This window comes from Variovorax sp. AC103 (genome assembly GCF_979254005.1).
Map to the genome: position 1 here is coordinate 140210 of NZ_CEEDFC010000001.1, position 23319 is coordinate 163528.

Below are 23319 nucleotides of genomic sequence, written 5' to 3' on the forward strand. Positions count from 1 at the left end.
GTGTGGGGAAGGGCGCGTGCCTTGCCGGCGTATCAGCCGTGCCAGCCGAGGTGGCCCAGGAAGTCGCGCGTGCGCTCGGCCGTGGGGGCCTCGAAGATCTGCCTGGGCGGGCCTTGCTCGACCACCTTGCCGTGGTCGAACACGACGACCCAGTCGGCCACGCTGCGGGCAAAGGCCATCTCGTGCGTGACCACGACCATGGTCATGCCTTCGTCGGCCAGCTTCTTCATCACGTTGAGCACTTCGCCGATGGTCTCGGGGTCGAGCGCGGAGGTGGGCTCGTCGAACAGCATCACCTCGGGCTCCATGGCCAGCGCGCGGGCAATGGCCACGCGCTGCTGCTGGCCGCCCGAGAGGCCGCTGGGGAAGTTGTGCGCCTTGTCGGCCAGGCCCACCTTCTCGAGCAGCTTCATGGCGCGCTCGCGCGCCTTCGCCTCGCTCATGCCCAGCACGGTGACCGGGCCGATGGCCACGTTGTCCAGCGCGTTCTTGTGCGGGAACAGCTCGAAGTTCTGGAACACCATGCCCATGCGCTGGCGCACCTTGCGGGCCTCGCGCTCGTCGGTGGGCAGCGGCACGCCGTCGATCAGCACGCGCCCGCCGTCGATGGTTTCCAGCGCGTTGGTGCAACGAAGCAGGGTCGACTTGCCCGAGCCCGACGGCCCGATGAGACACATCACCTCGCCCTTGTTGACCTGCACCGACACGCCGTCGAGCGCCACGAAACTGCCGTACAGCTTGCGCACCTTGTCGTACACCACCACCGGCGCCTGACTTGCCGATTTGCGTTCGCCGTTCATCATTCCTTGACCTCGAATTTCTTCTGTATCCAGTCGACCAGCTTGGCCTGCGGGTAGCCCATGAGCCAGTAGATGACGGCCATGGCCGTGAGCATCTCCAGCACGCGGAAGCTCGACGAGCGGATCTGCAGCGCCACGTGCGCCAGCTCGCCCACCGCGATCACCGACACCAGCGAGGTGTCCTTGAACAGCGACACCCAGGTGCTCGCCAGCACCGGCAGCACACGCCGCCAGGCCTGTGGAATCACCACCTTGCGCATCGCCTGCCAGCGGCTCATGCCCACCGCGACGGCGGCCTCCATCTGGCCCTTGCGGATCGAGTTGATGCCGGCGCGGAAAGTCTCCGCGTTGTAGGCCGCCACGTTCAGGCACAGCGCCACCAGCCCGGTCGTGAAGGCCGAGAACTCGATGTGCAGCAGCACCGGCATCACGTAGAACGCCCAGTACACGACCAGGATCAGCGGCAGGTTGCGGAAGAACTCCACGAACACCTGGCTCGCGCCGGACAGCACCTTCGATTTCGACAGCCGCATCAGCGCCAGCACGATGCCCGCGGGCACCGCCACCAGCATGGTCAGCACCGTGAGCAGCACGGTCAGCATCGCGCCGTGCAGCAACTCGGCGCGGTGGTCCCAGACAATGTTCCAGTCCAGGTTCATCACGACCTCCCCAGGTGCGCAACGCGCTTGTAGAGCGCATCGATGAGCCGTGTCCCGGGGAACAGGATGATGAAGTAGATGACCATCACCACCGTGAACACCTCGATCGGCCGGTAGCTCTGCCCGGCGATGGTCTCGGCGCGCTTCATGAGTTCAGGCACCGCGATCACCGTGGCAATGGCCGTGTCCTTGATGGTGATCGAGAGAATCGATCCGAAGGCCGGCAGCATGCGCACCAGCGCCTGCGGCAGCACCACCTTGCGCACGATCTGGGCGCGTGACATGCCGAGCGCCAGCGCCGCGCGGATCTGCCCGGGCCGGATCGACTCGATGCCCGCGCGCACGATTTCCGCCACGTAGGCGGCAATGTGCAGCGTGAGCGCCATCAGCGCGGCCCAGAACGGATGGAAGCTGATGCCCGTGAGGATGGGCACCGCGAAATAGAACCACACCAGGATCACCAGCACCGGAATGGCGCGCTGGGTGTCGATGTAGAAAACGATGGGAATGCGCAGCCATGCCGCGCCATAGACGCGGCCCAGGCCCAGCGCGGTGCCGAGCACCAGCGCGCCGATGCCGGTCAGCACCGACAGCAGCAGCGTGATGCCCAGCCCGCCGAGCAGGTACTGCCAGCTGTCGAGCAGGGGGGAGAAGTCGAGCTCCATGAGGTCGGTGAAGTCGGTGCGTTGCGGCCGAAGCCGAAGCTCACATCGCGTTGATGATCCGGACCTCGTCCGCGTCCAGCTTGGGCTTCATCTGGTCGTTCACCGCCTTGAGCCAGTTCAGGTACTCGGGCTGGTTCTTGTCGATGGCCAGGCCGATGGGCGTGGCCATCTCAGCCGAGTCCTGGCAGTTGTTGCCCTCGGGCAGCACCTTCAGGCCCTTGACCTTGCGGTTGAGCGCCTGCCACGGCACGCGGTTGATGGGCGTCACGTCGGCGCGCCTGGCCATGATTTCTTCCACCGGCGCCGCGGTGCCCGCGGTGGACACGCCGCGCAGCTTGGCATTGGGGAAGCGCTTCTTCACCCAGTTTTCCTCGCCGCCGCCGGTGAAGTAGGCCACCGTGATGTTCGGGTTGTTGAACTCGTCGATCGACTTGGCGTTGGCCACCTTCGGGTTGTCGGCGCGGCCGAACACGCACAGGGCGGTGCGCGAGTAGGTCACGAAGTCGACCACCTTCAGGCGCTCGGGCGTCACCGACAGAGGCGAGATGGTCATGTCGGCCTGGTTCGAGGCGAGCACCGGTACCTTGGTCTCGTGCGAGACCGGCAGCGCCTGCAGCTTCACGCCGAGTTGCCGTGCCACCTCGTTCGCCAGCAGCCATGCCGGGCCGGCCCAGGCATCGCCCGAACCGGTGGTGTTCTCGACGAGCCACGGCGGGTTCGACAGCACGGCTGCACGCAGCACGCCGGCCTTCTTGATGGCATCGATGCGCGCGCTGGTGCCGGGGGCCGGCAGCGGCACGTTCTGCGCGGCGGCCTGGCCGACGAACGCCGCGGCCAGCAAGGCGGCGAGCAGGGTCTTCGTAGTTGTCATCTTCAGTCTCCAGTTCTAGGTATCACCCGGTTCGGGCGGAGGGAAAACACAGGAAAAAGGGGGCGGCTGCGCAGGTTGCAGGGGCGCTCAGCGCCAGGCCTGCGCGAACTCGGCGATCACGCGGTCGATGTGCGCGCGCATCGCGGCGCGGGCCTCGGCGGGGTTGCGTTCGAGCAGCGCGTTGAACACGCGCTGGTGGTCGTCCTGCGAAGCGCGGCGCAGTTCGGGCGTGTGGAAGTGCGCCTCCATCTGCGACCAGATCGGCGCCTTGGTGTGGTCCCACAGGCCGGTCACCATCTGCAGCAGCACGCTGTTGCCGGTCGACTCGGCAATGCGCAGGTGAAAGAGCCGGTCGGCCGCCTCGTTGGCCGCCTTGTCCTGCATGTGCTCGCGCATCGCGGCCAGCGCGGCGTAGATGCGGTCGATGTCGCTGTCCTTGCGGTTCTCGGCAGCGACCGAGGCAATCTCGGCTTCGATCAGGCTGCGCGCGCGCAGCAGCTCGAACGGTCCCGGACCGGGCGACAGCGTGTAGGCCGACACAGCGGGAACGGCGCCCGCGACCGGCGCGCTGATGTAGATGCCCGAGCCGCCGCGCACCTCGACCGCGCCCTGGATCTCCAGGACGATGATGGCCTCGCGCACCAGCGTGCGGCTGACGTTGAAGCGCTCGGCCAGCGCCCGCTCCGACGGCAGGCGGTCGCCCACCTTGAATTCGCCGCCGGCGACGAGCGTTGCAATGCGCGCGGCCAGCTTCTGGTAGGAGCGATCGGATTCCGGCTCGGTGGCCTGGGCGAAGGGGAGGTCGGTGGTCGTTGCCATGATTGGTGAGCCAGTCTAAAAGTGGTTCACCAATTCAGGGCCTCTGGTTTACCAGTAGCCGACGCCATGGAGCGCGGCGGCGCGCAGGCTTGCGCCGCGCCGGCCTGCGTCGCTCTGGTCAGAAAGGGAGAGGGGAAAAAGGACGCATCCCGGCCGCGACGGCCGGCGAGCGGTTAGGGCGTCCCGCCCAAAATCTGCTCGAGCCTGTCGATGTCGATCGGCTTTTGCAGATGGTGGTCGAACAGCCCTGCGGCCGCCTGGCCGCCGCTGTCCTGTGCCGAGAAGCCCGAGATGGCGACCAGCAGTTTCGGCGTGCCTTCGGCCGTGCTGGCGCGAAGCCGCCTGGCCACCTCGGTGCCCGGAAAGTCGGGCAGCGTGAGGTCGATCAGCGCGGCGTCGAAGCTTTCGGAGGCCGCTGCGTCCAGCGCCTGTTGCGCCGTGTAGGTGCAGCGCGCCGTGTGCTGCTGCAAGCTCAGCAATTCCTGCAGCAGGTCGGCCGCGGCTTCGTTGTCGTCGACGATCAGCACATTCACAAAAAAGCTCTCTTTGAAGTAAGTCGAATAGGGCAGTATCGCGGCCCTGAACGCGCCCCGCCGTAGGCGCATGCCTACGGCAGGGCGCTGTTTTCGGCGTCCTTTGCGTGCAGCGGCAGGTCGACCACGAAGCGCGAGCCTTCGCCCGGCGCGCTCTCCACGCCGATGTGCCCGCCGTGCAGGTCCACGATCTTGCGCGTGATGTACAGCCCCAGGCCCAGCCCGGCCGCATGCTTGCGGCTGTCGGCGGTGCGCTCGAACTGCTCGAAGATGCGCCCCTGGTCCTCGCTCGCGATGCCGATGCCCTGGTCGCGCACGGCCACCTGGGCGGTGCCGTCGACCTCGCGCACCACCATCTGCACCGGCTTGCCGCCGCCGTAGCGCAGCGCGTTGGTCAGCAGGTTGGTCAGCACCTGCTCGATGCGGAACTCGTCCCAGACGCCGTGCAGCTCGGCCGGCGCGTCCAGCGTGATGACCGCGCCTGCGGCTTCGGCCTGCTGGCGCAGGTTCTCGACCACGGCACGCGCCAGCACGGCCAGGTCCACCGGCTTGGTCTGGATCGACAGCGCATCGCGGCGCATGCGGGTCACGTCGAGCATGTCGTCGATCAGCCGCACCATGTTGCGGATCTGCCGCTGGTCGCGCTCGATCATCGCGGGCAGGCGGTCCGGCGCGAAGTTGGCCAGGTTGCCCTTGGACAGGTGCAACTGCCGCAGTTGCGCTTCGAGGTACAGCGTGTTCAGCGGCGTGCGCAGCTCGTGCGACACCATCGACATGAAGTCGTCGCGCATGCGCACGGCCCGCTCCAGCTCTTGCTGCGTGTGCTGCAGCTGCGCAACCAGCTCTTCCTGCTTGCGGTGCGCGGCGGCGAGCGATTCCATCTCGTGGCGCAGCGCCTTCCTGTGCTGGTACAGGTCGACGAACACGTTCACCTTGCTGACCACCGCGTGCGGGTCCAGCGGCTTGTGCAGGAAGTCGACCGCGCCGCTCTCGTAGCCCTGGAACGCGTAGTTCAGCTCGCGCCCGGCGGCGCTCACGAAGATGATGGGAATGTGCCGCGTGCGCTCGGTGCCGCGCATCAGCTCGGCCAGCTCGAAGCCGTTCATGCCGGGCATCTGCACGTCGACGATCGCCAGTGCGAATTCATGCTCCAGCAGCAGCGCCAGCGCGGCCTCGGCCGAGGCCGCGCGGTACACCACGCGGCCCGGCGCGCGAATGAGCGCCTCCAGCGCCAGCAGGTTCTCCGGCAGGTCATCGACGATCAGCAGCTTGCTTTCGATGTCAATGTTCATGGGCGGCCTCCAGTTGAAGCAGCAGTTCGCGCAGTTGACGCAAGGGGAGCACGTAGTCGGGGGCGTGGCGCGCGATGGCGGCTTGGGGCATGGTGGAAATCTGGGCTTCTTTCGGTTCCTGCACGGCGGTGAGTCCGCCGGCCAGGTGAATGCGTTGGAGGCCTTCGGCCCCGTCGTAGTTGGCGCCGGTCAGCAAAAAGCCCGCGAGGGCGGGGCCGTAGGCATCGGCGGCGGAGCTCATCAGCACGTCGATCGACGGCCGCGAGAACAGCACGGGCGGCTCGCAGCTCAGCGAGAACGTGCGCTCGCGTTCGATCGACAGGTGGTAGCCCGGCGGCGCGAAGTACAGGCTGCCGCCGGCGAGCGGCATCTTGTCGGCCGCCTCGCGCACGGCGAAGGGCAGGCGCTGCGCGAAGATCTCGGCCAGATGGCTGTCGTGGTCCTCGGGCAGGTGCAGCACCACCGCCATCGGCAGTTGCCAGGTGGCGGGCAGGTCGTGCAGCAGCGTGGACAGCGCTTCGATGCCGCCGGCCGAGGCGCCCAGCACCACGGCGTCCACGCGCTTCTGAACGGATGAGCGCAGCTGCTTTCTCATGCGAGCTTGCGGTAGATGCGCTCGGCACGGGCGTGCGTCTCGAAGCGGTCCGCGTAGCCCGAGAAGTCGATGCTTTCCTTGGAACCCAGCCCGAGAAAGCCGCGGTGCGACAGCGACTCGTGGAACAGGCCCAGCGCCCGGTCCTGCAGCTGCCGGTTGAAGTAGATCAGCACGTTGCGGCACGACACCAGTTGCGTTTCCGCGAACACGCTGTCGGTGGCCAGGCTGTGGTCGGCAAAGATCACGTCGGCGCACAGCGAGGGGTCGAAACGCGCGGCGTCGTAGGCGGCGGTGTAGTAGTCCGAGAACGAGCTGCGCCCGCCCGCGCGCTGGTAGTTGGTGGTGTAGCCGCGGATCGCTTCCAGCGGAAAGATGCCCTGGCGCGCCTTCTCCAGCGAGGCCGGGTTGATGTCGGTGGCGTAGATCTGCGTGCGCGCCAGCAGGCCTTCCTCGCGCAGCAGGATGGCCAGCGAGAACACCTCCTCGCCGGTGCTGCAGCCCGCCACCCACACCTTCACCGAAGGGTAGGTGTGCAGGATCGGCACCACGTGCTGGCGCAGCGCCAGGAAGTACGGCGGGTCGCGGAACATCTCGCTCACCGGAATGGTCAGGAACTGCAGCAGCCGCCCGAACAGGCCCGGGTCGCGCAGCACCTTGTCCTGCAGCGCCGAGATGCTGGGCAGCCCGAGCTGGTCGAGCGCATGCAGCACGCGGCGCTTCTGCGAGGCCACGGTGTAGTTGCGGAAGTCGTAGCTGTACTTGAGGTAGATCGCCTCCATCAGCAGGCGCAGCTCGATCTCCGTGTCGCTGAGCGGGTGCAGCTGCGGCGTGGACGAGCCGGGGGAAGGGGGCAAGGGCGGTTGGGTCACAGGCGCTCCATCTTCGGCATCCACACGCGCAGCATCGAGAACAGGCGCTCCAGGTCCACCGGCTTGGCCAGGTAGTCGTTGGCGCCGGCGGCCAGGCACTGCTCGCGGTCGTCCTTGGTGGCCTTCGCGGTGATGGCGATCACCGGCATCTTCTCGAAGCGCTGGTTGGCGCGCAGCCGGCGCGTGGCCTCCAGGCCGTCCATCTCCGGCATCATCACGTCCATCAGCACCAGGTCGATCTCGCTGACCTGGTCGAGCTTCTCCAGCGCCTCGCGGCCGTTGCGGCCGATCTCGACCATGGCGCCGCGCGCCTCCAGCGCGCTGGTCAGCGCGAAGATGTTGCGCACGTCGTCGTCCACCAGCAGGATGGTGCGGCCCTCGAAGATGCGGTCGCGTCCGCGCACCGTCTTCAGCATGCCCTGGCGCTCGGTGGACAGTTCGGCCTCCACCTTGTGCAGGAACAGCGTCACTTCGTCGAGCAGGCGCTCGGGCGAGCGCGCGCCCTTGATGATGATCGAGCGCGAGTAGCGCTGCAGCTCGGTCTCTTCGTCGCGCGTGAGGTTGCGCCCGGTGTAGACGATGACCGGCGGAAACGACACGATCTCCTCCGCCGCCATGGCCTTGAGCAGCTCGCTGCCCTGCATGTCGGGCAGCTTCAGGTCGGTGATCATGCAGTCGAACACGCGGGTGCGCAGCAGCTCCAGCGCCTCTTCGCCCGAGCCGACCGCCACGATCTCGATGTCGTCGTCGCCGATCAGCCGGATCACGGCCTCGCGCTGCAGCGCGTCGTCTTCCACCAGCAGCACGACCTTGACCTTCTGCGTGAGCTTTTCCTCGAGCCGGCCGAACACCTTCATCAGTTCGTCGCGCGTGGCGGGCTTCAGCGCATAGCCGATGGCGCCCATCTGCAGCGCGGCGCCCTGGGCGTTCTCGGCGGCCGACACCACGTGGATCGGAATGTGGCGCGTGTGCGGCGAATCCTTCAGGCGTTGCAGCACGTCGAGGCCGGTGCTGTCGGGCAGGCGCATGTCGAGCAATATCGCGTCGGGCAGGAACTGCGTGGCCAGCTCGAAGCCGTCGTTCGCGCCGTGCGCCACCAGGCAGCGGTAGCCCAGTTCGTGGGCCAGGTCATAGAGGATGTGCGCGAACTGCGGCTCGTCCTCGATCACCAGCACGCGGCGCACCTGGTCGCGCGGAAGCGTGCGGTCGTCGGCAAACTGGGGCGCGGGCACGGGCGTGGGCTTGGGCGCCTGCGGTGCGGCGGGCACGGCCACGGCCCTGGGCGAGTAGACCGCCGAGCCCGGCGAGGGCGCGAAGGACGACTGCGAGGAGGCAGAAGAAGACGACAAGGGAGACGATGCGGCGTCCGCCTGCGGTGCCCTGGCCGGCAATTCGAGCACGAAGGTGCTGCCCTGTCCCGGCGTGCTGCGCACGGTGAGCGTGCCGCCCAGCAGCTTCGTGAGGTCGCGTGAAATCGACAGGCCCAGGCCGGTGCCGCCGTAGCGGCGGCTGGTGGTGCCGTCGGCCTGGCGGAAGGCCTCGAAGATCAGCTCGTGCTGCTGCGGATCGATGCCGATGCCCGAGTCGGACACGGAAAAAGCCGCGCCGCCGTCCGCGGTCGGCGACACCTCCAGCGCCACTTCGCCGCGGTCGGTGAACTTCAGCGCGTTCGACAGCAGGTTCTTCAGGATCTGCTCCACCCGCTGGCGGTCGGTGACCAGCGTGGCCGGCGCGTCGGGCCGGATCTCCAGGCGAAAGCCGAGGTTCTTTTGCATCGACAGCGGGCTGAAGGTGCTCTCCAGGCTCTGCGCCAGCCGGGCGAGCGACACGTCTTCGGTCACCACCTCGAGCTTGCCAGCCTCGACCTTCGCGATGTCCAGGATGTCGTTGATCAGCACCAGCAGGTCGTTGCCCGACGAGTAGATCGAATCCGCGAACTTCACCTGCTCCGCCGTGAGGTTGCCCTGCGGGTTGTCGCCCAGCAGCTTGGCCAGGATGAGCGCGCTGTTGAGCGGCGTGCGTAGCTCGTGCGACATGTTCGCCAGGAACTCCGACTTGTAGCGGCTGGAGCGCTGCAGCTCGTCGGCACGGTCTTCCAGGTCGCGCTGCACGCGGCGCAGCGCGGTGTTGCGCTGGTCCAGCGCCTCGGTGCGTTCCGAGAGCTGGCTGTTGGTCTGCTCCAGTTCGGCCTGCTGGTTTTCCAGCATGGCCTGCGAGGCGCGCAGGGCGCGCGACTGTTCCTCGAGTTCTTCGTTGGCGGTGCGCAGCTCTTCCTGCTGCACCTGCAGCTCTTCGTTGAGCTGCTGGGTCTCGGCCAGCACGTCCTGCAGCTGCTCGCGGTAGCGCGCCGCCGCCAGCGAGGTGCCGATGTCGTCGGCCACCACGTCCAGCAGCTGGTTGCAGCGATCGTCCAGCGGGCCCGGCAGGCCGAGCTCGATCACGCCGTTGACCGCGCCGCCGTTCGACACCGGCAGCAGCAGCACGGCCTTGGGCGACATGTGGCCCAGGCCGGAGTTGACCTTCAGGTAGTCGGCGTCGACCGGGTCGATGAGCATGCGGCGCCGCTCGGCGGCGGCCTGGCCGATCAGGCTCTCGGTGGGGGAGAACACCTGCGGCGTGGCCTCGGACGCGCTCGAGAACCCGTAGCTCGCCGCCCGGCGCAGCGGGCCGTGGCGCTCGCGCACGTACAGGGCCCCGACCGCGCTGCCCATGTAGCGCGAGAAGAACGCGAGCACCTTGCGGCCCATGTCCGGCGCGGTCAGTTCGCCGACCAGGTCGCCCACCAGCTCGGTCTGCGCGCTGCGCAGCCAGGCCTCGTGGGCGAGCAGCTCCGCATGGGCGGCCTGTTCCTTCAGCACCACGTCGTAGCTGTCGGACAGCCGCACCAGCTGCCGCCGGCCGAAGTAGGCCACCAGGCCGGTGAAGCCCACCGTGAACAGCAGGAACAAGCCGACCGTCCACCACGCGGTGCGGTTGGCGTCGTTGTTGCGCTGGAAGCGCAGCGTCTGCTCGGTGTCCATGAGCGCGGTGAACTCCGCGCGCATGTCGTCGGTCAGCCGCTTGCCGCGGCCCAGGCGCACCTGGGCCTGGGCGTCTTCGCCGGCGCGGCGCGCGGCGATCAGGCTGCGCGCAAACTCCAGCCAGGTGGCCTGGATGCCCGCGATGCGGTCGACGCGCTCCACCTGCTGGCGGTTGTCGGACACCAGCTCGCGCAGCGCGGCCGTGTCGCCCTTGATGCGGGGTAGGGCGCTCTGGTAAGGCTCCAGGAAGGTCTCGTCGCCGGTGATCAGGAAGCCGCGCATGCCGGTTTCCATGTCGATGCTCTGGCGTTGCAGTTCGCTGGCGGCGCGCGTGACGCGGTCGGTGTGCTCGACCCAGCCGATGGTGTTGAGCAGGAACAGGATCAGCCCGACGAACACCACGGCGCCGAACACGCCGCCGATCAGCGGCAGCTTGATGTTGCGGCCCAGCAGCCGTTCAAAGTCTTCGGGGTCGATCGCGGTGGGAGTATTCATCGGACGCATTTGTAAGCAAAACTTGTCAAGTCTTGCCGAAAAAATCAGGTCGCCCTGTCGGAGAAAGCCCCGTCAGGGCAAGAAGGAGGGGGGAGTCCGAGTGTGAGGCATGTCTCGCTATACTGTAATTTCATACAGTTTCAAACGAGATGGGCCCCGTACCCTCCACCCAGCCAGCCGCGGCACCCCCTGTCGCGCACGTCGTTTCCGTCAAGGCCCTGTGCGCCTTCGGCGCGAAGGCGGGCGACCTCGACCTGCGCTTCGTGCCCGCGCCCAGCGCGCAGGAAGGCATGGCCGGCCATGCGCTGGTGCAGAACCGTCGCGGCGACGGGTACCAAAGCGAGGTCGGGCTCGACACCACCTGCGGCACGCTGCGGGTGCGCGGGCGGGCCGACGGCTACGAGGTGCGCCGGGGGCAAGCGGCCCGGGTCGAGGAAATCAAGACCTTCCGAGGCGACTTCGACGCCATTCGCGGCAACCACCGCGCCCTGCACTGGGCGCAGGCCCGCACCTATGGCTGGATGCTGTGCGAACTGCACGGCCACGAAGAAATGACCGTGGCGCTGGTCTACCTCGACCTGGCCAGCGGCGACGAAACCGTGCTCGAGGAGCACCACACCCGCGACGCCTTGCGCGCGCACTTCGAGCTGCTGTGCGACCGGTACAGCGCATGGGCTGCCAGCGAGGCCGGGCACCGCGGCGCGCTCGACCAGGCCCTGGCCCGGCTCGAATTCCCGTACCGCGCATTCCGCACCGGCCAGCGCGAACTGGCCGAGGCCGTCTACCGCGCGACCGTGAACAGCCGTTGCCTCATGACGCAGGCGCCCACCGGCATCGGCAAGACGCTGGCCACCATCTTCCCGCTGCTCAAGGCGCGGGCCGCCGGCAAGATCGACAAGATCTTCTTCCTCACCGCCAAGACCTCCGGCCGCCCGGTGGCGCTCGATGCGTTGCGCGTGCTCGACAAGGGGCCGCGCGACGACAAAGGGGCCGGCCGGCTGCGCGTGCTCGAACTCGCGGCCCGCGAAAAGGTCTGCGAATACCCCGACCGCGCCTGCCACGGCGACGCCTGCCCGCTGGCCAAGGGCTTCTACGACCGCCTGCCTGCCGCGCGCGCGCAGGCCGTGCAGGTGGCCTGGCTCGACCGGCAGGCGCTGCGCGACATCGCGCTGGCGCACGCGGTCTGCCCGTATTTCCTCGCGCAGGAAATGACCCACTGGGCGGACGCCGTGGTGGGCGACTACAACTACTACTTCGACAGCAGCGCCTTCCTCTACGCCACCATGCGCGACGCCGACTGGCGCGTGGCCGTGCTGGTGGACGAGGCGCACAACCTGCTGGAGCGCGCGCGGGGCATGTACACCGCGGCGCTCGAAGGCGCCGCGCTCGAGGAGGCCCACCGCGCGGCGCCCGCGGCCCTGCGCGGCCCGCTGGCCCGGCTGTTCCGCGAATGGGACACCGTGCAGCAGCCCCAGCAGGCCGACTACGAAACCGGCGACGAGATTCCCGAGCGCTTCCTGCGCACCCTGCAGGCCGCCAACACCGCCATGGCCGAGTATTTCGCGGAAACGCCCGACGCGTCGCAGGGACCGCTGCAGCGCTTTTTCTTCGACGCGCTGCACTTCGCCCGGCTGGCCGAGGCCTTCGGCGACCACTCGGTGTTCGAGCGCACCTTGGGCGCCGCGCAGCAGGACCGCACCCTGGCCATCCGCAACCTCGTGCCCGCGCCGTTCCTGGCCGCGCGCTTCGGCGACGCGGTGTCGGTCACCTGCTTCTCGGGCACGCTGTCGCCCTTCGGGTTCTACCGCGACGCGCTCGGCCTGCCCGAGGACACCGCCTTGCTCGACGTGGCCTCGCCCTTCACCAGCCAGCAGCTGCGCGTGGAGGTGGCCATGCACGTGTCCACGCGCTTTCGCGACCGCGCGGGGTCGCTGCGCCACGTGGCGGACATCATCGGCGCGCAGTTCGAGCGCACGCCCGGCAACTACCTGGCCTTCTTCAGCAGCTTCGACTACCTCGACAAGGCCTGCGCCGCCTTCTCGCAGCGGCACCCCGGCGTGCCGGTGTGGACGCAGACGCGCGGCATGCGCGAGGACGACCGCCACGGCTTCATCGCGCGCTTCGAAGAGGGCGGACAGGGCATCGGCTTCGCGGTGCTCGGCGGCGCGTTCGGCGAAGGCATCGACCTGCCGGGCAGCCGGCTCATCGGCGCCTTCGTGGCCAGCCTGGGGCTGCCGCAGTACAACGCGCTCAACGAGATCACGCGCGAGCGCATGCAGACGCGCTTCGGCAAGGGCTACGAGTACACCTACCTCTACCCGGGCCTGCAGAAGGTGGTGCAGGCCGCCGGCCGCGTGATCCGCACCGAGGAAGACCGCGGCGTGCTGCACCTGCTGGACGACCGCTTCGCGCGCGCCGAGATCCGCGAACTGCTGCCGCGCTGGTGGCACGTGCAGCTGGCGGGAGGCGCATGACCGCGCGCGCCGCCAGACGCCTCGAACATGCCGGGCAGCCCGACCTGTTCGGCCAGTCGCCTGTCGCAGCCATCGAAGGGCTGCGCTACGAAAACGGCTTCCTGTCCCGCGAAGAAGAAACCGAGCTGCTGCGCATCGTGCAGGGCCTGCCGATGAAGGAGATGCGCTACAAGGACTACACCGCCCGGCGGCGCGGCATCGGCTTTGGCGGCAGCTACGACTTCGACACCCACCAGCTCAAGCCCGGCGCGCCGTTGCCCGAGCGGTTGCACCCGCTGCGCGACAAGGCGGCCGCCTGGGCCGGCATTGCGCGCGAAGACCTCACGCACGCGCTCATCGCCGAGTACCGCCCAGGCACGCCGCTGGGCTGGCACCGCGACGTGCCGGACTTCGAGCACATCGTCGGCGTCTCGCTGCACGGCGATGCGGTGATGCAGTTCAGGCCGTACCTGCCGGGCGCCGCAGCCTCGGGGCCGCCCACGCTCGAATTCCTGATCGAGCCGCGCTCGGTGTACGTGCTGCGCGGGCCGGCGCGCTGGGCATGGCAGCACGCCATTGCGCCCACCGAGGGCCTGCGCTACTCGATCACGCTGCGGACGCGGTCCGCGCGGATGAATCGGCGGGCGGGTGGGCGCGCTTCCGACGCTTCTGGCGCGCCCATGGTCCTGGCGGCTGGAACACCTCCGCCGCCACCGACCGATCCCTGAACCAGGCGTCCCACGCGGCCTCGCGCCGCGCCGGGCGTCTTGTGCATGCGGCGCTTGCCGCGTCATTCATACCTCGGCACAGCGCCGGCACAGTGCCGTGCTCAGGCCGCAAAGCAGCGCGTTCTCGCGGCCGCGCCATCACGGCTGCGACCGCTCACGCTCGCCGCCTGTGGGAGTGGGCCGACCCTGCGTGTCGTCCAGGGCGCGTGGCGGCTCGGCTCCTACAAGGCGCGACGCTGACTGCCGACGAGCGCGCCTGGACGGCATGCCTAACTTCAGATCATGTTCGATCCCGACCCCGCCGACGTCCTCACACCCCTGATGCTTCGGCATGGCCGCGCGCTGTCGCTCAGCCACCTCGTCGAAGCGGGCATCGATGTGCTGCCGCGCCCCGGCTCGGGCCGCACCTTGGCGCGCTGGCGCGTGCTGGCCGCCGTGGCTGCGCATGACCTGTCGCTGGTCAAGCTTTTCGAAGGGCACACCGATGCGCTCGCCATCCTGGCCGAGCTCGGCGGTGCCCCCCTCACGCCGACCGGCGCGCGCTGGGGCACGTGGTGCGCCGAGCCGCCCAACGCGAAGGTCGTGTTCGAGCCGGCCGATGCAGGGCAGGGCATCCGCATGCACGGCACCAAGGCCTGGTGTTCCGGCGCGGCCAGCGTCACCCACGCGGTCGTCAGTGGCTGGAACGCGGCCGGCGAGCCCTGCCTGGCCGCCGTGTCCATGACCGAGCCCGGCGTGCGCGTCACCGGCGAAGGCTGGCATGCCGTCGGCATGGCGGGCAGTGCGAGCGTCGATGTCCGTTTCGACGGCGCGCGCGCCGTGCAGATCGGCCAGCCCGGCGACTACGTGCGCCGGCCCGGCTTCTGGCAGGGCGGCGCCGGCATTGCCGCGTGCTGGTTCGGTGGCGCATTGGGCATCGCGCGCCAAGTGCGCAAGGGCACCGGCCCCAAGGCCGACGCCCACCGGCTCGCGCACCTCGGCGCCATCGAGGTGGCGCTCGGCGGCGCCGCGGCGCTGTTGCGCGAAGCCGCCGAATGGATCGACCGCCACCCGCAGGACGACGCCCAGCGCGTCGCGATGCGCGCTCGCCTGGCCGTCGAGCAGGCCGCGCTCGAGGTGATGCACCACGCCGGCCGCGCGGTCGGTGCCGGCCCGCTGTGCCGCGACCCGCAGTTTGCGCAGGCCATGGCCGACCTGCCCGTGTTCCTGCGTCAGAGCCACGCCGAGCGCGACCTCGCGGCGCTGGGCCAGTTGGCCGTTCAAGCCATTCAAGACAACGATGAGGAGACTCCGTCATGGACCCTGTAGAGCGCCGAGCCATCCGGGGCGAGGGCACCACCGAAGCCGAATGGCACCGCTGGCCGGGCCTGGCCCAGTTGCCGGCCATCGACCTGCGTTCGCTGGTGCCCGAGGGCTCGCGGGCGGTGGTCGTTGCGCCGCACCCCGACGACGAGGTGCTCTCGGTCGGCGGCCTGCTGGCGCAGCTGGCCGACAACGGCACGCCCGTCGAGGTGATTGCCGTCACCGACGGCACGGCCAGCCACAGCGGCTCCACCGAGTGGTCCGCCGAACGGCTGGCCCAGGCCCGCCCGCGTGAAAGCCTGTGCGCCCTGCGCCGGCTGGGCCTGGCCATCGAGCCCGCGCGGCTGGGCCTGCCGGATGGCGGCCTCAAGGACGTGCGTGTCTTGCTGGCGGCGCAGCTCGTGTCGCTGCTGCGACCGGGCGATGTCGTCTTCACCACCTGGCGGCAAGACGGCCACCCGGACCATGAAGTCACCGGGGAGGCCTGCGCGCTGGCCACGGCCAGCACCGGGGCGCGCCTGGTCGAGGTGCCCGTGTGGGGCTGGCACTGGTCCCGCCCCGGCGACAGCCGCATGCCATGGAAGAGCGCCTTTCGCCTGCCGTTGAGCGCCGAGGCGGTGCGCCGCAAGCGCGCGGCCGTGCAGGCCTTTACCAGCCAGCTGCAGCGCGACGCGTCCACCGGCTCCGGCCCCGTGCTGCGCGCCACCACGGTCGAGCGCGCCGCGCGTCCTTACGAAGTGGTGTTCCTGTGAGCACCAACGCCGAACAGGACCAGGGACAGGGACAGCGCCCGTACTTCGACGCCCTCTACGCCGCCAGCGACGACCCCTATGTCTCGCGCCAGCGCTGGTACGAGGCCCGCAAGCGGGCCGTGCTTCTGGCCGCCTTGCCGCAGGCGCGCTTTCGCCGGGCCTACGAACCGGGTTGCGGCATCGGCGAACTCACCCTCGCGCTCGCGCCGCGCTGCGACGCGCTGCTGGCCAGCGACTTCACGGCGCAGGCCGTTGCGCTGGCCCGCGAGCGCACCAAGGCGCTGCCCCATGTGCAGGTCGCGCGCCACACGCTGCCGGCCGACTGGCCGCACGACGCCGGCGGCTTCGACCTGATCGTGCTCAGCGAGGTGGGCTACTTTTTGCAGCGCAGCGACATGCAGCGCGTGGCCGAGTGCTGCGCACTCTCGCTGGACGACGGCGGCACGCTCGTAGCCTGCGACTGGCGGCCCGACTTCGCGCAGCGCAGCCTGTCCACCAACGACGTGCACGGCATCCTCGCCGAGCTGGGCCTCGCACGCCTCGTGCTGCACGAGGAAGACGACTTCGTGCTGCAGCTGTGGTCGCGCGACGCGCGCTCGGTGGCGCAGCGGGAGGGCATCCGGTGATCGGCGTCGTCATTCCCGCGCACAACGAGTGCGAGCGCATCGGCGCCGCGCTGGCGGCCGTGCGGCTGGCGGCGGCGCACCCGGCGCTGGCCGGCGAAACGGTGGAGGTGGTGGTCGTGCTCGACAGCTGCAGCGACGCCACCGAAGACGTGGTGCTGGCGCACGGCGTGGCACGCCTGTCGCTGGCCGCGCGCAACGTGGGCATTGCCCGTGCACGCGGGGCCGAGCTGTGCATCGACGCCGGCGCGCGCTGGCTCGCCTTCACCGACGCCGACACCGTGGTGTCGCCCGACTGGCTGGTGATGCAGCTGGCGGAGCAGGCCGACGCGGTATGCGGCTGCGTGGACGTGGAAGGCTGGCAAGCGCACGGCGCCGAAGGCGAGCGCGTGCGCTCGCATTTCGACAGCCGCTACACGCACGCCGACGGCCACCGCCATGTGCACGGCGCCAACCTGGGCGTCGCGTCGGAGGCCTACCGCCGCGCCGGCGGCTTCGCGCCGCTGGCCTGCAGCGAAGACGTGGCGCTGGTGGAGTCGCTGTCGGCCATCGGCGCGCGCATTGCCTGGAGCGCCGGCCCGCGCGTCACCACCAGTGCCCGCACCGACGCGCGCGCCCGCGGCGGCTTCGGCGACACGCTGCTCGCCATGGTGGCCTCGCTGGCACCGGTGCCGGTGCCCTTGCTCACGGTCGGGCGCGCGCTGCCGTAATCGAGCCGCCCTTGCCAACTGACGCCCGCGCCGGACAAGGCTGACGCGCAACGCGTGCGTCTTCTTACCCGCGGGGCGCGCCGCGCTCGCAGCATGAAGTTTTCCAACCATCAGGAGCCATGCCATGCCAGGAGGCGACAAGTCGTCCTACACGGACAAGCAGAAACGCGAGGCCCGGCACATCGAGAAGGGCTACGAGCAACGCGGTGTCGGCAAGGGCGAGGCCGAACGCCGCGCGTGGGCGACGGTGAACGCCGAGACCGGCGGCGGCAAGAAGAGCGGCTCCGGCCGCGGCAAGGCCGAGAACCACGCGCCGGCACGCAAGGGCGGCCACCTGGGCGGCGGCGCCGCGGCGAAGCGCACGGCGGCCGAACGCTCGGCCTCCGCCAGGAAGGGCGCCGCCACGCGCAAGCGCAACGCCGAGACCCGCGGCTGACGCGGCTGAGGCAGGAGATTCGATGCACATCGTTCTCGGCGCCACCGGCCATGTGGGCTCGGCACTGGCCCAGGCGCTGCTGGGCCACAACGAACCCGTGACCGTGGTCACGCGCGACGCCCGCAAGACGCAGGCGCTGCAGACCAAGGGCGCGCGCGTGGCCGTGGTCGACGTGCTCGACACCGCAGCGCTGCACCACGTGTTCCTCGGCGGCACCCGGCTCTTCGTGCTCAACCCGCCGGCCGCCCCGTCGACCGACACGGTCGCCGAAGAGCGCAGGAGCCTGCAGGCCATCCTGGCGGCGCTCGAAGGCTGCAAGCTCGAGCAGATCGTCGGCGAATCGACGTACGGCGCGCAGCCCGGCGAGGCCGTGGGCGACCTGGGCGTGCTGTACGACATGGAGCGGGCGCTCGGTGCGGGCACCACACCGTTCAGCGCCATTCGCGCGGCCTACTACATGAGCAACTGGGACGCCTCGCTGAAAACAGCGCGCGACGAAGGCAAGGTGCACAGCATGTACCCGCCCGACTTCAAGCTGCCGATGGTGGCGCCGCACGACCTCGGGCAGTTCGCCGCCAAGCTAATGCTGGGCCCGCCGGCGCCTTCGGGGCCGCACTATGTCGAAGGGCCGGAACGCTACTCTGCGGCGGATGTGGCCCAAGCTTTCTCCAAAGCGCTCGGGCGTCCGGTCACTGTGCAAGAGACGCCACCCGCGCAATGGGCGCAGGCGTTCAAGGCACTGGGCTTCTCGGACGCCGCGGCGAAGTCGTACATGGCCATGACGCGCATCACGCTGGAACAGCGCTACGCGTTGCCCGACAAGCCGGAGCGCGGCGTGGTGACGCTGCGTGAATACATCCGCGCGCTGGTCAACAAGAGCCCGCGCTGACCGCGCCGCTGAAACACGCCACGAGGCACGTCCGAAAAGCAGGTTCATCGCGCCAACATCGTGAAAACCGGACATTCGTGACCCGTTTCTGACGTCAGCCGGACAACTTGCGTTTTCCCGCCAAGGCCGGCCGAAACCAGCCAACGCGCTTCTTCGGCGAGGTGGCGCCGAACGCGGGCGCTACGCCCGCAAACGTCGCTCAACCGGCCTTGATTCCGCCGCGGTTTCCGGCGTTTGCCGCGCTCCGGATGCACCGATACCATCCCGCGCCTTGCCCCTGAAAAAAGGACTGCGCGGGTGCCTCCAACGACTGCTTTTTCCCCTGAATCCAATGCCGGCTGGCAGCAGCGCAGCCGGCGCCACGTCTGGCACCCCTGCACCCAGAGCATCCGCCTCGACGCCGTGCCGCCCCTGCCGATCGCGCGCGGGCAGGGCGTCTGGCTGTTCGACGCCGAGGGGCGCCGCTACATGGACGCCACCAGCTCGTGGTGGGTCAACCTCTTCGGCCATGCGCACCCGGCACTCAACGCCGCGCTCAAAGACCAGCTCGACCGGCTGTCCCACGTGATGCTTGCGGGCTGCACGCACGCGCCGGCCGTGGAACTGGCCGAACGCCTGTCCGCGCTGACGGGGCATTCGCTGGGCCATTGCTTTTATGCGTCGGACGGGGCTTCGGCGGTGGAGATCGCGTTGAAGATGAGCTTCCATGCCTGGCGCAACGCGGGCCTTGGCGGCAAGCAGCGCTTCGTGGCGTTGAGGCAGGGCTACCACGGCGAGACGCTCGGCGCCCTGCACGTGACCGACGTGCCGGTGTTCCGCGATGCGTATGCGCCGCTGCTCGCGCAGGCGCACCTCGTCGCCTCGCCGGATGCGCGGCATGCGCGGCCGGGCGAAGACGCCGCCGCCGTTGCGCACCGCGCCGCCGATGAACTCGAAGCCTTGCTGGCCGACCGGCACGAGACCATTGCCGCCGTCATCGTCGAGCCGCTGGTGCAGTGCGCCGCCGGCATGGCGATGCACGACCCGGCCTACCTGCGCCGCGTGCGCGCCCTGTGCGACCGCTACGGCGTGCACCTCATCGCCGACGAGATCGCAGTGGGCTGCGGGCGCACCGGCACCTTCTTCGCCTGCGAGCAGGCCGGCATATGGCCGGACTTCCTGTGCCTGTCGAAGGGCATCAGCGGCGGCTACCTGCCGCTGGCGCTGGTGATGACGCGCGACGCCATCTACCAGAGCTTCGTCGACGACGACGTGGCGCGCAGCTTTCTTCATTCGCATTCGTACACGGGCAATGCGCTGGCCTGCCGCGCGGCGGTGGCCACGCTGGACCTGTTCGAGAGCGAACGCGCCTTGCAGCGCAACGCAGGCCGCGCGGCGCGGCTGCTGGCGCGCTTGCGCGAGGGGCTCGAAGGGCAGCCGGTCGACCACCTGCGCCAGCGCGGAATGATCACCGCCTTCGACGTGCGCGAACCCGGCGCGCGCTTTGCCGAACGCTTTCACATGGCGGCGCGCGCGCACGGCCTCTTGATGCGCCCGATCGGCCCCACCGTCTACCTGATGCCGCCCTACGTGATCGGCGACGACGAGATCGACCGGCTGGTCGACGGCACCCTGGCCACGCTGACAACGGTGACGGCCACGCGCGACACGAAAGGAGCCCGCGATGTCGCGCTTGCTTGACCGCCTGCAAGCCGAAATGGCCGCGCTCGACGCTCAGTCGCTGCGCCGCCGCCGGCATGTCGCCGAGACCGCCTGCGCGCCCCAGCAGACGCTGACGCTGGCCGGCGCCACGGCCTCGCGCACCATGCTGTGCTTCAGCAGCAACGACTACCTGGGCCTGGCCGCGCACCCCGCGCTGGCCGAGGCCTGGGCCGAAGGCGCGGCGCGGTACGGCACGGGCAGCGGCGGTTCGCACCTCATCCTGGGCCATTCGCGGGCGCATGCATCGCTCGAGGAAAGGCTCGCCGGCTGGATGGCGCCCTTCATTCCCGAAGCGCAGAGCCTGTTCTTCTGCACCGGCTACATGGCCAACCTGGCGGTGCTGTCGGCGCTGGGCGGGGCCGAGGCGGCGATCTTCTCGGAGTCGCTCAACCACGCCTCGCTGATCGACGGTGCGCGGCTGGCCAAGGCACGGGTGGAACGCTACCCGCACTGCGACGTGGCCGCGCTGGACGCGCAGCTTTCTGCCTGCAAGGCGCCGGTGAAGCTCATCGTGAGCGACGCGGTGTTCAGCATGGACGGCCACATTGCGCCGGTGGCCGAGTTGCTCGCGCTGGCCGAGCGGCACGACGCCTGGCTGGTGCTCGACGATGCGCACGGCTTCGGCGTGCTGGGCGCCACGGGGCGCGGCGTGCCGGAGGCGCTGGGCCTGCGTTCCGAGCGGCTGGTGCTGGTGGGCACTCTGGGCAAGGCGGCGGGCGTGTCGGGTGCGTTCGTGGCGGCGCACCGCACCGTCATCGACTACCTGGTGCAGCGCGCGCGGCCGTACATCTTCACCACGGCCGCGCCGCCGGCCGTGGCGCATGCGCTGCTGGCGAGCCTGGCATTGATCGAGGGCGAGGAGGGCATGCGGCGCCGGGCGCGGCTGCAGGCACGCATCGCGCAACTGCGCCAGGGTCTGCAGGCCGTGTTGCCTTCGGACGGCAGCGCGTGGCTGGCACCGTCGCCCACGGCGATCCAGCCGCTGATGCTGGGCGGCAACGCGCGTGCGATGCAGGTCATGGCGCAGCTCGACGCAGGCGGCCTGCGCGTGGGCGCGATCCGCCCGCCGACCGTGCCCGCCGGCACCGCGCGGCTGCGCATCGCGCTGTCGGCCTGCCACAGCGAGGCCGATGTGGCGCGGCTGGTCGATGCGCTGGGCGAGGCGCTCGCGCAGCTTTCGCACACGCAGTCTTACGTGGAACAGGAGCCCGCATGACGCGCCGCCACTGGTTCGTGACCGGCACCGACACCGGCATCGGCAAGACGCTGGTCAGCAGCGCCATGCTGCACCTGCTGGCCGGCTCGGGCCTGCGTGCGGTCGGCATGAAGCCCGTGGCCGCAGGGTTGGAAGACATCGATGGCGCGTGGCGCAACGAAGACGTGGAACGGCTGGCCGCGGCCGGCAACGTCGACGCGCCGCTGGCGCTGCGCTGCCCGTACCTGCTGCGCGCGCCGATGTCGCCGCACCTGGCGGCGAAGGAAGAGGGCGTGCGCATCGCCTTGCCGCCCCTGCTCTCGGCCTTCACGCAGCTCGCGGCGCGCGCCGACGCGGTGGTGGTCGAGGGCGTGGGCGGGTTCTGCGTGCCCTTCGGCGACGACCTCGACAGCGCCGACCTGGCCGTGGCGCTGGGCCTGCCCGTGGTGCTCGTGGTCGGGCTGCGGCTGGGCTGCCTCAACCATGCGCTGCTGACGGCCGAGGCGGTTCGCGCGCGTGGCCTCGTGCTGGCGGGCTGGGTGGCCAGCGTGGTCGATCCGTCGATGCTGGCGCCGCAGGCCAACCTGCAGACGCTGCGCGCCCGGCTCGGCGCACCGCTGCTCGGCGTGGTGCCGCACCTGCAGCAGCCCGACGCGGCGCAGGCGGCCCGCCACATCGACCTGCGGGCCTTGCGCGGCACGGCAGTTCATGCCGTCCGCCGCGCGCAGGCGCTGTCAGCCGCGCTGGCCTGATTCCGCCAGCCGCTTGGCCCGAGCGCCGCCCTGGCGCTCGAGCATCCAGCCCGGGTACTCGGCGGGCAGGGCGCTCACCTTGTCCAGCGCGGCCAGCTCGTCGCCGGTCAGCTGGATGGCGGTGGCCGCGATGTTGTCGTCCAGCTGCTCGACGCGCTTGGCGCCGATGATCACGCTGGTCACCACCGGCTGGTGCAGCAGCCAGGCCAGCGCGATCTGCGCCACCGACACCTTGCGCGCATCGGCCAGCTGGCGCATCACGTCGATGCAGTCGTAGGCGCGCTCCACGTTCACGGGCGGAAAGTCGAAGGTGGCGCGGCGGCTGCCTTTTTCGGCCTCGATGTCACGGCCGAACTTGCCGCTCAGCAGGCCGCCGGCCAGCGGGCTCCACACCATCAGGCCCACGTTCTCGCTGCGCAGCATGGGTGCCAGCTCGCGCTCCAGGTCGCGCCCGGCGATGGTGTAGTAGGCCTGCAGCGACTCGAAGCGCGCCAGCTTGTCGCGCTCCGCGATGCCCAGCGCCTTGGTGATCTGCCAGGCGGCCCAGTTCGACACGCCCACGTAGCGCACATGGCCGTGGCGCACCAGGGTGTCCAGCGCGTGCACGGTCTCCTCGATGGGCGTGAGCGGGTCGAAGCCGTGGATCTGGTACAGGTCGATGTGGTCGAGCTGCAGGCGCTTCAGGCTGGCCTTCACGCCGTCCATGATGTGAAAGCGCGAGGCACCGGCGGAGTTCAGGCCCTTGCTGCCGGTTTCGCCCAGCACCTTGGTGGCCAGCACGAAGCTGTCGCGCGGCGCCTTCAGGTTCTTCAGCGCCTGGCCGGTGATGATTTCGGACTGCCCTTCGGAGTACACGTCCGCCGTGTCGATGAAGTTGATGCCGGCGTCCATCGCCTTGCCGATCAGCCCCTCGGCCTCGGACTGCTGCAGGTTGCCGATCTGGCCCCAGATGCCCGTGGAGCCGCCGAAGGTCATGGTGCCGAGGCACAGTTCCGACACGAGGAGGCCGGTGCGGCCGAATTTGCGGTGTTGCATGGAGAAATTCCTTTGCTTGGGGAGGTGTGGCGGGGCGTTGCGGGCAAAGTATCCGGCCGCCACGCTGCGGGCGGCGAGCGCGTTCCTGCAAAGTCTTTGCCTATTTCTCCAGATGACGCCCGCAG

General features: G+C 69.8%; 22 protein-coding genes. 11 read left to right on the forward strand and 11 right to left on the reverse strand.

Going from position 1 to position 23319, the window contains the following annotated elements; genetic code table 11:
• Positions 1-32 precede the first annotated feature (32 nt).
• From AC0IYU_RS00715 to AC0IYU_RS00760, 10 genes are all read right to left on the reverse strand, one after another.
• Positions 33-800 (reverse strand): amino acid ABC transporter ATP-binding protein, encoded by a 768-nt coding sequence (locus AC0IYU_RS00715; protein WP_435486818.1) that lies wholly within the window; start codon positions 798-800, stop codon positions 33-35.
• Complete coding sequence (locus AC0IYU_RS00720) at positions 800-1459, reverse strand: amino acid ABC transporter permease (protein WP_472111800.1); 660 nt, start codon at positions 1457-1459, stop codon at positions 800-802. Before AC0IYU_RS00720 ends, AC0IYU_RS00715 begins: the two co-directional genes overlap by 1 nt.
• A complete protein-coding gene (locus tag AC0IYU_RS00725; protein ID WP_472111803.1) occupies positions 1459-2124 on the reverse strand; it encodes an amino acid ABC transporter permease in 666 nt (221 codons plus the stop codon). The genes AC0IYU_RS00720 and AC0IYU_RS00725 overlap by 1 nt, the downstream gene beginning before the upstream one ends.
• 40 nt (positions 2125-2164) lie before the next feature.
• The gene (locus tag AC0IYU_RS00730) at positions 2165-2995 is read right to left on the reverse strand and encodes a substrate-binding periplasmic protein (protein ID WP_472111806.1); all 831 of its coding nucleotides are present in this window, start codon (positions 2993-2995) and stop codon (positions 2165-2167) included.
• Between the two features lie 87 nt (positions 2996-3082).
• On the reverse strand, positions 3083-3814 hold the full coding sequence (locus tag AC0IYU_RS00735; RefSeq protein WP_472111809.1) for a FadR/GntR family transcriptional regulator: 732 nt from the start codon (positions 3812-3814) through the stop codon (positions 3083-3085).
• A 173-nt stretch (positions 3815-3987) separates the two neighbouring features.
• The gene (locus AC0IYU_RS00740; RefSeq protein ID WP_472111812.1) at positions 3988-4347 is read right to left on the reverse strand and encodes a response regulator; all 360 of its coding nucleotides are present in this window, start codon (positions 4345-4347) and stop codon (positions 3988-3990) included.
• Between the two features lie 74 nt (positions 4348-4421).
• A complete protein-coding gene (locus AC0IYU_RS00745) occupies positions 4422-5639 on the reverse strand; it encodes a hybrid sensor histidine kinase/response regulator (RefSeq protein ID WP_472111814.1) in 1218 nt (405 codons plus the stop codon).
• Positions 5629-6234, reverse strand: coding sequence for a chemotaxis protein CheB (locus tag AC0IYU_RS00750; protein WP_472111817.1), 606 nt, complete (start codon positions 6232-6234; stop codon positions 5629-5631). Before AC0IYU_RS00750 ends, AC0IYU_RS00745 begins: the two co-directional genes overlap by 11 nt.
• Positions 6231-7088, reverse strand: a complete 858-nt coding sequence (locus AC0IYU_RS00755) for a CheR family methyltransferase (protein WP_472111819.1) — start codon at positions 7086-7088, stop codon at positions 6231-6233. The genes AC0IYU_RS00750 and AC0IYU_RS00755 overlap by 4 nt, the downstream gene beginning before the upstream one ends.
• Positions 7089-7099: 11 nt before the next feature.
• The gene (locus AC0IYU_RS00760) at positions 7100-10618 is read right to left on the reverse strand and encodes a response regulator (RefSeq protein WP_472111821.1); all 3519 of its coding nucleotides are present in this window, start codon (positions 10616-10618) and stop codon (positions 7100-7102) included.
• Positions 10619-10767: 149 nt separating this feature from the next.
• On the opposite strand from AC0IYU_RS00760, the gene AC0IYU_RS00765 reads away from it, so the two are divergent.
• The 11 genes from AC0IYU_RS00765 to bioD all read left to right on the forward strand — a co-directional run bounded on the left by AC0IYU_RS00765 (position 10768) and on the right by bioD (position 22159).
• On the forward strand, positions 10768-13092 hold the full coding sequence (locus tag AC0IYU_RS00765) for a helicase C-terminal domain-containing protein (RefSeq protein WP_472111824.1): 2325 nt from the start codon (positions 10768-10770) through the stop codon (positions 13090-13092).
• Positions 13089-13799: an alpha-ketoglutarate-dependent dioxygenase AlkB gene (locus AC0IYU_RS00770; protein WP_472111827.1), complete on the forward strand. Its 711-nt coding sequence runs from the start codon at positions 13089-13091 to the stop codon at positions 13797-13799. The genes AC0IYU_RS00765 and AC0IYU_RS00770 overlap by 4 nt, the downstream gene beginning before the upstream one ends.
• Before the next feature lie 282 nt (positions 13800-14081).
• On the forward strand, positions 14082-15107 hold the full coding sequence (locus AC0IYU_RS00775) for an acyl-CoA dehydrogenase (protein ID WP_472111829.1): 1026 nt from the start codon (positions 14082-14084) through the stop codon (positions 15105-15107).
• Positions 15095-15853 carry a PIG-L deacetylase family protein gene (locus tag AC0IYU_RS00780; protein WP_472111832.1) on the forward strand — a complete coding sequence of 253 codons (759 nt, stop codon included), beginning with the start codon at positions 15095-15097 and terminating at the stop codon, positions 15851-15853. Before AC0IYU_RS00775 ends, AC0IYU_RS00780 begins: the two co-directional genes overlap by 13 nt.
• Positions 15850-16479, forward strand: a complete 630-nt coding sequence (locus AC0IYU_RS00785; RefSeq protein WP_472111835.1) for a class I SAM-dependent DNA methyltransferase — start codon at positions 15850-15852, stop codon at positions 16477-16479. Before AC0IYU_RS00780 ends, AC0IYU_RS00785 begins: the two co-directional genes overlap by 4 nt.
• Positions 16476-17186, forward strand: coding sequence for a glycosyltransferase family 2 protein (locus tag AC0IYU_RS00790; protein WP_472111837.1), 711 nt, complete (start codon positions 16476-16478; stop codon positions 17184-17186). The genes AC0IYU_RS00785 and AC0IYU_RS00790 overlap by 4 nt, the downstream gene beginning before the upstream one ends.
• Positions 17187-17310: 124 nt before the next feature.
• A complete protein-coding gene (locus AC0IYU_RS00795; protein ID WP_472111839.1) occupies positions 17311-17622 on the forward strand; it encodes a plasmid stabilization protein in 312 nt (103 codons plus the stop codon).
• Positions 17623-17644: 22 nt separating this feature from the next.
• Positions 17645-18511 carry an NmrA family NAD(P)-binding protein gene (locus tag AC0IYU_RS00800; protein WP_472111841.1) on the forward strand — a complete coding sequence of 289 codons (867 nt, stop codon included), beginning with the start codon at positions 17645-17647 and terminating at the stop codon, positions 18509-18511.
• 297 nt (positions 18512-18808) lie between these two features.
• Positions 18809-20191, forward strand: coding sequence for an adenosylmethionine--8-amino-7-oxononanoate transaminase (gene bioA, locus AC0IYU_RS00805; protein WP_472111843.1), 1383 nt, complete (start codon positions 18809-18811; stop codon positions 20189-20191).
• Positions 20175-21428 (forward strand): 8-amino-7-oxononanoate synthase, encoded by a 1254-nt coding sequence (gene bioF / locus AC0IYU_RS00810; protein ID WP_472111847.1) that lies wholly within the window; start codon positions 20175-20177, stop codon positions 21426-21428. The genes bioA and bioF overlap by 17 nt, the downstream gene beginning before the upstream one ends.
• Positions 21425-22159: a dethiobiotin synthase gene (bioD, locus tag AC0IYU_RS00815; RefSeq protein WP_472111850.1), complete on the forward strand. Its 735-nt coding sequence runs from the start codon at positions 21425-21427 to the stop codon at positions 22157-22159. The genes bioF and bioD overlap by 4 nt, the downstream gene beginning before the upstream one ends.
• Here the strand turns inward: bioD and AC0IYU_RS00820 are convergent.
• A complete protein-coding gene (locus AC0IYU_RS00820) occupies positions 22142-23194 on the reverse strand; it encodes an aldo/keto reductase (RefSeq protein WP_472111853.1) in 1053 nt (350 codons plus the stop codon). The genes bioD and AC0IYU_RS00820 overlap by 18 nt on opposite strands.
• Between the last annotated feature and the right edge of the window lie 125 nt (positions 23195-23319).

Bases quoted from the DNA above. Each gene is read 5' to 3' on its own strand.
- AC0IYU_RS00715 (WP_435486818.1), bottom strand. From the start codon at position 800: ATGAACGGCGAACGCAAATCGGCAAGTCAGGCGCCGGTGGTGGTGTAC.
- AC0IYU_RS00720 (WP_472111800.1), bottom strand. From the start codon at position 1,459: ATGAACCTGGACTGGAACATTGTCTGGGACCACCGCGCCGAGTTGCTG.
- AC0IYU_RS00725 (WP_472111803.1), bottom strand. From the start codon at position 2,124: ATGGAGCTCGACTTCTCCCCCCTGCTCGACAGCTGGCAGTACCTGCTC.
- AC0IYU_RS00730 (WP_472111806.1), bottom strand. From the start codon at position 2,995: ATGACAACTACGAAGACCCTGCTCGCCGCCTTGCTGGCCGCGGCGTTC.
- AC0IYU_RS00735 (WP_472111809.1), bottom strand. From the start codon at position 3,814: ATGGCAACGACCACCGACCTCCCCTTCGCCCAGGCCACCGAGCCGGAA.
- AC0IYU_RS00745 (WP_472111814.1), bottom strand. From the start codon at position 5,639: ATGAACATTGACATCGAAAGCAAGCTGCTGATCGTCGATGACCTGCCG.
- AC0IYU_RS00750 (WP_472111817.1), bottom strand. From the start codon at position 6,234: ATGAGAAAGCAGCTGCGCTCATCCGTTCAGAAGCGCGTGGACGCCGTG.
- AC0IYU_RS00760 (WP_472111821.1), bottom strand. From the start codon at position 10,618: ATGAATACTCCCACCGCGATCGACCCCGAAGACTTTGAACGGCTGCTG.
- AC0IYU_RS00765 (WP_472111824.1), top strand. From the start codon at position 10,768: ATGGGCCCCGTACCCTCCACCCAGCCAGCCGCGGCACCCCCTGTCGCG.
- AC0IYU_RS00770 (WP_472111827.1), top strand. From the start codon at position 13,089: ATGACCGCGCGCGCCGCCAGACGCCTCGAACATGCCGGGCAGCCCGAC.
- AC0IYU_RS00775 (WP_472111829.1), top strand. From the start codon at position 14,082: ATGTTCGATCCCGACCCCGCCGACGTCCTCACACCCCTGATGCTTCGG.
- AC0IYU_RS00780 (WP_472111832.1), top strand. From the start codon at position 15,095: ATGGACCCTGTAGAGCGCCGAGCCATCCGGGGCGAGGGCACCACCGAA.
- AC0IYU_RS00795 (WP_472111839.1), top strand. From the start codon at position 17,311: ATGCCAGGAGGCGACAAGTCGTCCTACACGGACAAGCAGAAACGCGAG.
- AC0IYU_RS00800 (WP_472111841.1), top strand. From the start codon at position 17,645: ATGCACATCGTTCTCGGCGCCACCGGCCATGTGGGCTCGGCACTGGCC.
- bioF (WP_472111847.1), top strand. From the start codon at position 20,175: ATGTCGCGCTTGCTTGACCGCCTGCAAGCCGAAATGGCCGCGCTCGAC.
- bioD (WP_472111850.1), top strand. From the start codon at position 21,425: ATGACGCGCCGCCACTGGTTCGTGACCGGCACCGACACCGGCATCGGC.
- AC0IYU_RS00820 (WP_472111853.1), bottom strand. From the start codon at position 23,194: ATGCAACACCGCAAATTCGGCCGCACCGGCCTCCTCGTGTCGGAACTG.